The 10563-nt window shown below is 69.3% G+C and carries 11 protein-coding genes; 1 reads left to right on the top strand and 10 read right to left on the bottom strand.

The annotated features are described in order from the left end of the window. Nucleotides 1-28: 28 nt before the first annotated feature. The 8 genes from rny to ACQPWU_RS13265 all read right to left on the bottom strand — a co-directional run bounded on the left by rny (nt 29) and on the right by ACQPWU_RS13265 (nt 9109). Nucleotides 29-1645 carry a ribonuclease Y gene (gene rny, locus ACQPWU_RS13300; RefSeq protein WP_433439704.1) on the bottom strand — a complete coding sequence of 539 codons (1617 nt, stop codon included), beginning with the start codon at nt 1643-1645 and terminating at the stop codon, nt 29-31. A 495-nt stretch (nt 1646-2140) separates the two neighbouring features. Further along, the gene (locus ACQPWU_RS13295; protein ID WP_433439702.1) at nt 2141-2656 is read right to left on the bottom strand and encodes a GNAT family N-acetyltransferase; all 516 of its coding nucleotides are present in this window, start codon (nt 2654-2656) and stop codon (nt 2141-2143) included. A 215-nt stretch (nt 2657-2871) separates the two neighbouring features. Further along, complete coding sequence (locus ACQPWU_RS13290) at nt 2872-4443, bottom strand: ABC transporter permease (protein WP_433439700.1); 1572 nt, start codon at nt 4441-4443, stop codon at nt 2872-2874. Next, nucleotides 4440-5330, bottom strand: a complete 891-nt coding sequence (locus ACQPWU_RS13285; protein ID WP_433439698.1) for an ABC transporter ATP-binding protein — start codon at nt 5328-5330, stop codon at nt 4440-4442. The genes ACQPWU_RS13290 and ACQPWU_RS13285 overlap by 4 nt, the downstream gene beginning before the upstream one ends. Further along, complete coding sequence (locus tag ACQPWU_RS13280; RefSeq protein WP_433439696.1) at nt 5327-5956, bottom strand: TetR/AcrR family transcriptional regulator; 630 nt, start codon at nt 5954-5956, stop codon at nt 5327-5329. Before ACQPWU_RS13280 ends, ACQPWU_RS13285 begins: the two co-directional genes overlap by 4 nt. A gap of 190 nt (nt 5957-6146) precedes the next feature. Further along, nucleotides 6147-7499 carry a regulatory protein RecX gene (locus ACQPWU_RS13275; protein ID WP_433439694.1) on the bottom strand — a complete coding sequence of 451 codons (1353 nt, stop codon included), beginning with the start codon at nt 7497-7499 and terminating at the stop codon, nt 6147-6149. 32 nt (nt 7500-7531) lie between these two features. Continuing rightward, nucleotides 7532-8620 (bottom strand): recombinase RecA, encoded by a 1089-nt coding sequence (recA, locus tag ACQPWU_RS13270; protein ID WP_433439692.1) that lies wholly within the window; start codon nt 8618-8620, stop codon nt 7532-7534. Between the two features lie 102 nt (nt 8621-8722). Continuing rightward, nucleotides 8723-9109, bottom strand: a complete 387-nt coding sequence (locus ACQPWU_RS13265; protein ID WP_433439690.1) for a hypothetical protein — start codon at nt 9107-9109, stop codon at nt 8723-8725. A gap of 166 nt (nt 9110-9275) precedes the next feature. Here ACQPWU_RS13265 and ACQPWU_RS13260 point away from each other — a divergent pair, with 166 nt between their 5' ends. After that, entirely contained in the window at nt 9276-9548 is a 273-nt protein-coding gene (locus tag ACQPWU_RS13260) for a hypothetical protein (protein ID WP_433439688.1), read from the top strand. A gap of 26 nt (nt 9549-9574) precedes the next feature. Here ACQPWU_RS13260 and ACQPWU_RS13255 read toward each other — a convergent pair whose 3' ends face one another. Both ACQPWU_RS13255 and ACQPWU_RS13250 read right to left on the bottom strand, forming a co-directional pair. After that, nucleotides 9575-9769, bottom strand: a complete 195-nt coding sequence (locus ACQPWU_RS13255; protein WP_360703296.1) for a DUF3046 domain-containing protein — start codon at nt 9767-9769, stop codon at nt 9575-9577. 288 nt (nt 9770-10057) lie between these two features. Beyond that, nucleotides 10058-10546, bottom strand: a complete 489-nt coding sequence (locus ACQPWU_RS13250; protein WP_360703290.1) for a VOC family protein — start codon at nt 10544-10546, stop codon at nt 10058-10060. Nucleotides 10547-10563 lie beyond the last annotated feature (17 nt).

Here is a 10563-nt window from a genome sequence, read left to right as displayed (position 1 = left end):
CCGCCACGCTCCGGCGGCCGGTTCCGGCCTACCGCGCGAACTCGGTGGCCCTGGACTCCCTCACCACGGTGATGCGGATCTGGCCGGGGTAGGTCAGCTCCTCCTCCACCTGCTTGGCCACGTCGCGGGCGATCACCTGCGCCTGGATGTCGTCGATCGCGTCCGGCTTGACCATGACCCGGATCTCCCGCCCGGCCTGCATGGCGAAGACCTTCTCGACGCCCTCGTACGACTGCGCGATCTCCTCCAGCCGCTCCAGGCGCTTGACGTACGCCTCCAGGGACTCGCGGCGGGCGCCGGGACGGCTGCCGCTGATCGCGTCGGCGGCCTGGGTGAGAACCGCCTCGACGGTGCGAACCTCGACCTCGTTGTGGTGCGCCTCGATGGCGTGCACCACGTCCTCCTCCTCGCCGTACCTGCGGGCGATCTCCGCCCCGATCAGCGCGTGGCTGCCCTCGACCTCGTGCGTGAGCGCCTTGCCGATGTCGTGGAGCAGGGCACAGCGCTTCATCAACGTCTGGTTCATCTTCAGCTCGGCGGCCATGATCCCGGCGATGTGCGCGGACTCGATCAGGTGTTTCAGAACGTTCTGCCCGTACGACGTCCTGTACCGGAGTTGGCCGAGAAGCAGCGTCAGCTCGGGGTGCATGTCGGTGATCCCCAGCTCGACCAGGGCGTCCTCGCCGGCCCGCGCGCACAGATCCTGCACCTCCTGACGGCTGCGGTCGTGCGCCTCCTCGATGCGCTGGGGATGGATGCGCCCGTCCAGCACGAGCTTCTCCAGCGTCAGCCGGGCCGTTTCTCTCCGCACCGGATCGAAACACGACAGCAGCACGGCCTCAGGCGTGTCATCGATGATCAGATTTACGCCGGTCGTGGACTCGAAGGCCCGGATGTTCCGCCCTTCACGGCCGATGATCCTGCCCTTCATCTCGTCCCCGGGCAGATGGAGCACGCTGACGACCGACTCCGCCGTCTGCTCCGCCGCCACCCGCTGCACCGCCAGCGTCACGATCTTGGTGGCCCGCTTCTCGCCCTCCTTGCGGGCATCGCTCTCGATCTCCCTGACGATCAGCGCGGCCTCGCGCTTGGCCTGGTTCTCGATCTCCTTGACCAGCTCGGTCTTGGCCTGCGCAACGGTCAATCCGGCGACCCGTTCCAGGACGACCCGCCGCTCCTCCTCGACCTGCAGCAGCTCCTCGCGCCTGTCGGCCAGCTCGATCTCGGTCTCGGCCAGTTTCCTGTCGCGCTCGGACTGCCGCCTGGCCTCCTCGTCCAGCCGCTGCTCCCGCTCGGCCAGCCTGGCCTCCCGCCGCTCGAGGTCGGCACGTAGCTCCTTGAGCTCGGACTTGAGTATCCGGCTCTCCTCTTCGACCTCCCGCCGCATCTGCGCGGCACTCTCGGCGGCGGCCTCCGACCTGCGCAGGATCTCCTCGGCGTCGGTCTCCGCCTTGTGGCGGATCTCCCGCGCCTCTTCACGCGCCTGCTCGAGCTCTTCGTGTACGGCCTGCACCTCCTCAGGGCCGGCCTTGGCCGCGCGTGGCAGCTCGCCCGAGGTGCGCCGTATGACGACGAGGAGCGCGACGATCATCCCGAACGCGAGCACGAGCACCGCCACCATCAGCACCACGACAAGCGGCCCCATGTGCGCCCCGCCCTCCTCGCGTCGTCAACACCTCATAACGCGGCCACAAAACGGGAGGGGTCACAAGCGCGGCACGAATAGCCCGGTGGGCGTCATGATCGATATCCAGCCAAGACTGACCGGGCGTCGACTCGCAAAGCCGACACCTCGTCCGCCTCGATCAATCAACCTCGTACGTCCGTCGTTCACCGGTATGGCAATCCGCGCTGCGCGGAGTAACTCCTCACTGTCGTCGAGGTTATGCGTCGAACAGGTCACGAGCAAGCAAACGCGTCATCAAGCGTGTCTTACGGGCTTGCATCTCCACACTCTGCCCCATATCCCCCATTACTGCCCGAATTGCCCCACTTGGGCCTGCGGGCTTGTAGCGAGTGGGGCTTCACCGTTCCAGGTGCTCGCTGGAGCTCTCCCAGGCGTCCGAACTCCAGAGCGGGATGGGCCTGGATGGCGTTGGGGATCGGCGAGGGTGTACCGCCGCCGACCCGCTGTGGGTGGTTACCGCTGGACCGCCGGTGTGGCGTCGTACCGGGCCGTGTTCTGCTCAGTGTCGGTGTGGGATCGCTGGAAGCCGGCCTTTTCCAGCACCCGGATCGAAGCAGGGTTCGACAGCTCCACGTTGGCATGGACCGTGTGGACTCCCGGTGCGGTGAGGGCGAACTCGGTCAAGGCACGCGTTGCCTCGGGGGCGTAGCCACGCCCCCGGCGAGAGGCCACGATGCCGTACCCGATTTCCAGGGTGCCGTCGCTCGGGGGCCAGAACAGCCCGATCGAGCCGACCACCAGACCGCTGTCGCGTTCGATGATCTGACGGTGGCCGTACTCGCCCAGCCACGTGGGGTGCTCGGAGAACAGACCGGCGATGACCTGATCCCCCTCGGCGGGGAAGTCCTCAGCCCAGTGCGCCAGCCGGGCACCGTCAAGGACGACGCTGACTTCGCCCGGGACCCACGACCGCAGGATGAGGCGGTCGGTGGTCACGTCGGTGTCGGTCACCGGAAAGAAAGAAGACACGTGAGACTCCTGGTCGATGGAACGACCCGGACCGCGCTAGTCTCGCGCGGGCCGGACAAGGGCATGCTGACTACGGCTGCTGGCAGCCATATTCATCAACCTCCCTCGTAGCGATCAGGCGTCCCTTACGCCGCCGCGATGTTAGCAGTCTCTGCCAGTCCAGGCCGACCGCTTTGATGCCTCCTGTCACCCTTTCGCGAAGTGCCCATGTGGGTTCAGGCAGAGGGCACCAGGTCGCGGCGGCGCAGGAACGCCAGCCCCGCCGTGGCCAGAGTGACGGCCACCGCGGTCAGTCCCAGCAGCGGCGCCACCGGTGACGAGGCGCCGCCCAGCAACATCGCCGGCACATGCACGTACGGCGAAAGGTTCAGGACGACCCCGGTGGCCAGCTTGAACTCCGCGAGCAGATCCACGACCAGGAAGAGGCCGAGCACGGTCCAGCTCACGGCCGCCGCCAGCCGGGGCAGCATGCCGAACAGCAGCGTCGCGATCCCGACCACGGTCCAGACCGCGGGCAGGTAGGCCAGCGTGGCCCCGGTGACGCGGGCCACGTCGCCGTCGTAGGTGAGGCCCGCCGCCGCGCCCAGCACGGCCAGCAGCAGTGCCGGGCTCACGATGGCGACCACCAGATGGCTCAGCGCCCAGCGCAGCCGGCCGACAGGGGTGGACAGCAGCAGCTCGGCCCGGCCCGCCGCCTCCTCTCCACGGGCACGCAGCGCCGACACCAGCGCGGCTCCTGTGACGAGCTGGCTGAGCACGTACATCACGAACGTGAAGAACACATCCGAGATGCGGGCGCCGGCGCCGCCGACGGTCGCGGCCAGCTCCTGGAACTGTGGCGTGTTCAGCTGAGTGTCCAGCCCGCGCGCTGACACGCCGAGCAGGGCACCCAGCAGACCGAAACCGATGGCGAAGCCCGCGAGCGTGCCCCGGTGCAGCCGCCCGGCCAGGCCGAACGGGCCCGGCAGCCCTCCTGTGGCGGGCCCCGGCCGGGTGGGCACCAGGCCGCCGGCCACGTCACGCCGTGTGGACAGTGCGAAGGCGGCCGCCGCCAGGGCGGTGACGAACACCGCCAGCAGCCCCAGCACCCACCACTGGTCGCCGGCGTAGGGCTTGGTCAGCCGGACCCAGCCGAACGGCGACAGCCACGCGAGCCAGCCGATGCCGGCGGTGTCGGCCAGCGAGCGCAGCGCGAACAGCAGGCCGCCGATGGCGATCGCCATGCCGCGCGCCGTACCGGATGACGCGGCGAGCTGCGCGGTGACCGCGGCCACGGCCGCGAACGCCCAGCCGCCCGCAGCGGTGGACAACCCGAACAGCAGCGAGGAACCCGCGGGCAGGCCATTGCCGACCAGGGCGGGCACCGACAGCAGGCCCAGCAGCAGGTTGGCGGCCAGCACGACCGCGAGCGCGGCGGCCAGCGGGGCGTGGCGGCCGACGACCCCCGACGACAGCAGCTCGCGCCGGCCGGTCTCTTCCTCGACCCGGGTGTGCCTGATCATCAGCAGGATGCTGATCAGTCCGCCGATCAGCGTCGCGGACGAACCGAGTGTCCAGGCGGTCAGGCCGCCGACGCTCGCGTCGTAGATGGGGCCGCGGGTGGCCAGCTGCGCGGGGTTGCTCATCGAGGCCGCCGCGAAGGCGTCGCGGGCGGCCTGGTCGGCATACAGGGCCGTGGTGGAGGAGGCGATGCTCGCCGGCAGCAGCGCGCTGATCGCGATCCACACCGGCAGCAGCACACGGTCCCTGCGCAGAATGAGCCGGATCAGTGCCCGGGTGCCGGTCATCTGGCTGCTCCCTCGTAGTGGCGCAGGAACAGCTCTTCCAGAGTCGGTGGCCGCGTGGTCAATGTGCGTACGCCCGCGCCGGCCAGCTCGGCGAGCACCGCGGTGAGCGCGTCACCGTCCACCTGGCACCGCAGCCGGGCGCCGTCCACGGTCAAATCGTGTACGCCGGGCAAGGTGGCCAGGCCGGGCGCGGGCCCGATCAGCTCGGCCGTCACCGAGGTGCGGGTGAGGTGGCGCAGGTCGGCAAGGCTGCCGGACTCGACGGTACGGCCGGCGCGGATGATGCTGACGCGGTCGCACAGCGTCTCGACCTCCGAGAGGATGTGGCTGGACAGCAGCACGGTGCGGCCGTTGCGCTTCTCCTGCAGGATGCAGTCGTTGAAGACCGCCTCCATCAGCGGGTCCAGGCCCGAGGTCGGCTCGTCCAGCACCAGCAGTTCCACATCGGAGGCGAAGGCGGCCACCAGCGCCACCTTCTGCCGGTTGCCCTTGGAGTAGGTGCGGCACTTCTTGCGCGGGTCGAGCTCGAAGCGCTCGAGCAACTCGGCGCGCCGCCCGGGGTCGAGGCCGCCGCGTACCCTGCCCAGCAGGTCGACGACCTCGCCGCCGGTCAGCGAGGGCCACAGGGTGACGTCGCCGGGCACGTAGGCGAGCCTTCGGTGCAGTTCGGTGGCGTCGTGCCAGGGGTCGCCGCCGAGTAACTCGGCCCGGCCGCCGTCGGCGCGCATCTGGCCCAGCAGGATACGGATGGTGGTGGTCTTGCCCGCCCCGTTGGGGCCGAGGAAGCCGTGCACCTCGCCTGTCTCGACGGTGAGGTCGAGCCCGTCCAGGGCCCTGGCCCGGCCGAAGGTCTTGACCAGGCTGTCGACGCGCACTGCGGCGTTCACTGTTGTCCCTCGAACTTCTCCAGGCCCGTCCGCGCCTGTTCGAACAGCTCGCGGCCGAGGAATTCCGGTCTGATCAGCTCGAGCTGGGCCTTGCCGACGCGCAGCGCACCCTGCGGGGCGTAAAGGTCCGTGCCGAGCGCGCGGGAGACATGCTCGTGCAGCACTGTGATGCCCAGCTTCATCGCCGTCAGCACGGTCGCGCGGGCGCGGTGGTCGGCATCGGAGTGCTGATCTTCGTTGGCGAGATGCTCCTCCGTCACGCTCACGAGCTCGTCGAACATGGCGGCGGCCGCGGGAGAGCCCTCCACGAGCGCGCGGCCGAGGTATTTCATCAGGGGCGGCGCGGTGCGGTGGACGTTCTCGATGAATTCGGGCTTTTCCAGGTTGCGGTCGGTGATGCCCGCGGTGACCTGCTCACGCACGTAGCTGAGGACGTACTCGTCACACGTCTGCCGCAGCGCTTCCTTGGTGCCGAAGTGGTGCTGCACCAGACCGGGCGAGACTCTGGCCGCCTCGGCGATCCCGCGGATCGTGGTGGCCTTGACCCCCTGCTCGGCGAACAGCGCCATCGCGGCGTCGCGGATGCGGGCGCGGGTCGTCAGATCCTCTTCAGATATTGGTCGCACGTCCAGGATTCTATACAAATGTATTGGTCACCATGCAAGCGTTCAGCACAGCCCGCTCGAACGTAGACGGACGCGCAGGAACCCGTACGAACGCAAAAGCCGCGCTATCACGGCCCGTGTGTCAACGCAGGCAACAGGTGAGAGCGCGGCAAAACAGAAGCTGAACGGGGACCCGGGAGCCGGGGGGAGGTTACGGGAGGTCTTCCTCCATGTCGATGCCCTCCGCTTCGAAGGCCTCACGGATGACGCGGAAGGCCAGGCCCGCGGAGTAGCCCTTGCGTGCCAACATGCCCGCCAGCCGCCGCGTACGGGTCTGCGGGTCGAGCGATCGGGTGGAGGCGAGCTTGCGCTCCACCAGCCGCCGCGCCGTCTCCTCCTCCTGGTCGGGATCCAGCCGCTCCACTGCTTCCTTGACCGTGTCGGTGTCCACACCCCGATGGCGCAGTTCAGCGGCGAGGGCACGCTTGGCCAGGCCGCGGCCGTGGTGCCGCGAGTCGACCCAGGCCGCGGCGAACGCCTCGTCGTTGATCAGGCCGAGCTCGGAGAAGCGGCTCAGGACCGCTTCGGCGGCCTCGTCCGGCACGTTACGCTTGCGCAGAGCTTCGGCGAGTTGGGCGCGCGTCTTGGGCGCCATGGTGAGAAGGCGGAGGCAGATGGCCCGAGCCACCGACTCCGGATCCGCGTCGCGCCCACCTCCGGAACCGCTCTCACTACCCCGCCCAGACCGAGCGGCGCTCTCGCTCTCCCACCCGGATCCGGCAAAGCTCTCACCATCCGGCGCGAACCCGACAGCGCCCTCGGCATGCGGCCCGGCCCCGGTGCCCAGCCCTTCGTATGGCCGGCCCTGCTCTCGTGCCACCTTCCCAGACCGCCGACTGGATCGGCCCGATCGCCGCCCTCGGCCTGTCCGCTTCTGACCGGCCTTTCCGCCGCCCGGCTGCTCCTCCGCAAACCAGCTGCTCCCCGCCAGCACTTCGGAATGCCACCCAGCACCCTCCTCGCCAGAGAGGACAGCGTCATCACCAGCACGCCCGGACGCCGCCGCCTGACCGCCGGACGTCGCCGTCTGGCCGCTGGACGCCGCCGCCTGGCCGCCGGACGCCGCCGCCTGGCCGCCGGACGCCGCCGCCTGGCCGCTGGACGCCGCCGTCTGGTGGTCGCTTGTGACCCGGCTCGTCCGAGGCTCGCCGGCCGTGGCCTCGCCGTTGTCGCTGAACCGGCCGCGCGCCAACGCCGGAGAGTCGACCGCATCCGCTTGGGAACCATCCGCCCCAGGCTGGAGATCGGCCCCACCGGGCTGAGGATCGGCTGTGCCGGTCAGGGACTCGTCCACCCTGGGCTGAGAGCCGGCCGTGCTGGCCTGGGGGTCGGGGGGTGGGGTGGAGGTGCGTTGGCGGGCGCGGTGGTCGCGCCACTCGTCGACCGACGGCCAGCCGTCCGTGGACGAGCGGGCCAGGTCGCGGCCCCGGGATGGGGACGGCGAGGGGAGGCTGGGCCGGGCGCCCCGGGGCTGGGGCGCCTGAGGCCGGTCTGGGTCACTCATGGGACGGGCGCGGTCGCTCATGGGGTGGGCGATCAGACGTCACCCGGCTTCGGGGTGGACTTCGAACCGCGGCCGGAAGGAGCGGCGGCCGGGGCCGGGGCTGCGGCTTCGGCCGGGGCATCGAGGCGGGGGCCCACGCCCAGCTTGTCCTTGATCTTCTTCTCGATCTCGTTGGCCATGTCGGGGTGGCTCTTCAGGAAGTTGCGGGCGTTTTCCTTACCCTGGCCGAGCTGGTCGCCCTCGTACGTGTACCAGGCGCCGGACTTGCGGACGAAGCCGTGCTCCACGCCCATGTCGATGAGGCCGCCCTCGCGGGAGATGCCCACGCCGTAGAGGATGTCGAAGTCGGCGACGCGGAAGGGCGGGGCCATCTTGTTCTTCACGACCTTGATCCTGGTGCGGTTGCCGACCGCCTCCGTGCCGTCCTTGAGGGTCTCGATTCGGCGGATGTCCATCCGGACCGAGGCGTAGAACTTGAGCGCCTTACCGCCGGTCGTCGTCTCGGGGCTGCCGAACATGACGCCGATCTTCTCGCGGAGCTGGTTGATGAAGATGGCGGTGGTGCCCGTGCTGTTGAGCGCGCCGGCGATCTTGCGCAGGGCCTGGGACATGAGGCGGGCCTGGAGACCGACGTGGCTGTCGCCCATCTCGCCCTCGATCTCGGCCTTGGGAACCAGCGCGGCCACCGAGTCGATGACGATGATGTCGACGGCACCGGACCTGATCAGCATGTCGGCGATCTCCAGCGCCTGCTCGCCGGTGTCGGGCTGGGAGACCAGCAGGGCGTCGGTGTCGACCCCCAGCTTCTTGGCGTATTCGGGGTCGAGGGCGTGCTCGGCGTCGATGAACGCCGCGATGCCGCCGGCCCGCTGGGCATTGGCCACCGCGTGCAGGGCGATCGTGGTCTTACCGGAGGACTCGGGGCCGTAGATCTCCACGATGCGGCCGCGCGGCAGGCCGCCGATGCCGAGGGCCACGTCAAGGGCGATCGATCCTGTGGCGATCACCTCGATGGGAGCTCGGGCGTCGTCGCCCAGGCGCATCACTGAGCCCTTGCCGAACTGTCGCTCGATCTGAGCGAGGGCGGTCTCGAGGGCCTTCTCGCGGTCGTTGATAGCCATGGGAACTCCCCCTGGAGGGTCGTGGTCCGATCAGTCGAGTGAAAGCTACGGCCTGCCACCGACATTTTCTGCGACTGCCGGGGAAGACGTGGCCCGGCGGAGTCAATCGTAGCCGAACGGCTGTTCGATCACAGCAGGAACACGCAGGTCGCCGTCAATAGCCCGCGTTCGGGGAGGTGAGCCGTCATTCTCCTTCGTGCCGGCGCAGTGCGCCATCCCGACTCCTCCGTCCCGGCTCCCTCGTTCCGGGCAGTGGGCCATGCCGGTCATGTCGGTCGCGCGGCAGCGGAGACCCGCGCCCGCGCCTCCCGCCTCGAGGTGGTGCCGCATGAACGCCACCGGCAGGTCCTCATTCCCGCCGAAGCCGGCCTCCTCCTCGTCCCCCGGCGAGGCCGACAAGCCCTCATCCCTCAGTGAAGTCGGCACATCCTCATCCACAGCGAAATCGGGGTAGACGGCACCCTCGGTGAGGCCGGCCGACAGGGACATCGTCGAGCTCGGCGGAGACCTCGTCGAGGGAAGCGCCCGGGGCGCCGTGCTCCCCGAAGCATCCATGCGCGTCCTCATGGAGACACCCGGCCGATGTTGGTCCCAACGTGTTGCACGCGGGATGAGCTGGGGAGACTCACTGCAGGGCGAGGGGTGGAGGTGGCGAGTGGCGAGCGGCTACACCAGGGAACGACGCACCCGTCTTGAGGCGCTCGCCGAGTTGCTCCCCCAACATGGCCTGGTCAGCCGCATGGTAGGCACCGACGATCCGGTGTTGTGGGTCTGGCACCCGCGCACCGGCCGCCAGACGATCATCTTCGCCACCCCGTCGAACCGCGGATGGCTGTTCCTGTGGTCGCCCAGCGGGCAGGGTAGCGCGGACGAGCTGGAGCACACGGCCGCCGCGCTGCGGCAGACCCTCGACATGGCGCAGACCTAGAGCGCAGCTCTCGATACGACGCAGACCTAGCGCAGCTTGGGCGAGACGTTCTCCACCTGGCAGACCGCGCGCCAGACGGTCTTGGCGCTCTCACCGTCGGCCAGTGCCTGCGTGACGGTCCGTCCTCCGAGCGGCGCGAGCACGTAGTCACGCGCCCACGACTCGGCGTACGTCTCGCCGAAATGAGCGTTCATCCGTCTCCAGAACTCCGTCAGGCGCATGAACCAAGTATGGAATTGCCCGGGGCGTGGGTAAGACATCCCCATGCCAAAGACCCCCAAGTCTTCACCCCCGAAGACAGCCAAGACGAAGGCCAACAGGGCCAGGCGCCGCCGGTTACTGCTCGCGCTGCGCCTCGCCGTACAGAAGGACAAGGCGGAGCGATCGGAAAGGCACGCCGGCACCAGGCAGGCGCCCCGTGCGGGACAGCCCCGCACGCGCCGGCCGTCACGACGCTAGAGCGTCAAACCAGCGCCGAAGCAGCGTCGAACCATCGTTGAACCGCGCGGTCACAGCACGCGTGAGCCGTACATCTCACCGAGATGGTCGGCGAGCAGCTCCAGCCGGGCGCCGTCGGGGTCCTTGAAGTAAATGGAGGCGCCGCTCTCTATCTGGTGCGGCACGCCGGCCATCTCCAGCTTGCCGCGCAGGCGTTCCCAGGTGGCGGGGTCGACGGAGATCGCGACGTGGTGGAGGCCGCCCAGCACCTCCTGGTACGGCCCCAGGTCGAGCCCCGGGAAGTCGAAGAACGCGAGCAGGTTGCCGTTGCCGATGTCGAAGAAGAAGTGGTTCGAGCCCTTGTAGTCGCGGTTCTCGATGATCTCGGTGAGCGGAAACTCCAGGAGCTCCTGGTAGAACTTGATGGTCCGTTCCACGTCCGACGAGAGCAGCGCCATGTGGTGCAGGCCCCGCGCGCTGCTCGATGGCCGGTGCGGTAAGACGTAACGCTGCCTGATCTCCGCACGGCGGGCTTCGATGGCCGCATAGTCAATGGTCACGGTCGCTCTATGTCCGC

Origin of the sequence: Nonomuraea sp. CA-141351 (assembly GCF_050944675.1) — a bacterium.
Classification (GTDB): Bacteria; Actinomycetota; Actinomycetes; order Streptosporangiales; family Streptosporangiaceae; genus Nonomuraea.
The sequence above is the reverse complement of the archived record's forward strand: the minus strand, read 5'-3'. Positions and strand labels throughout refer to the sequence as shown.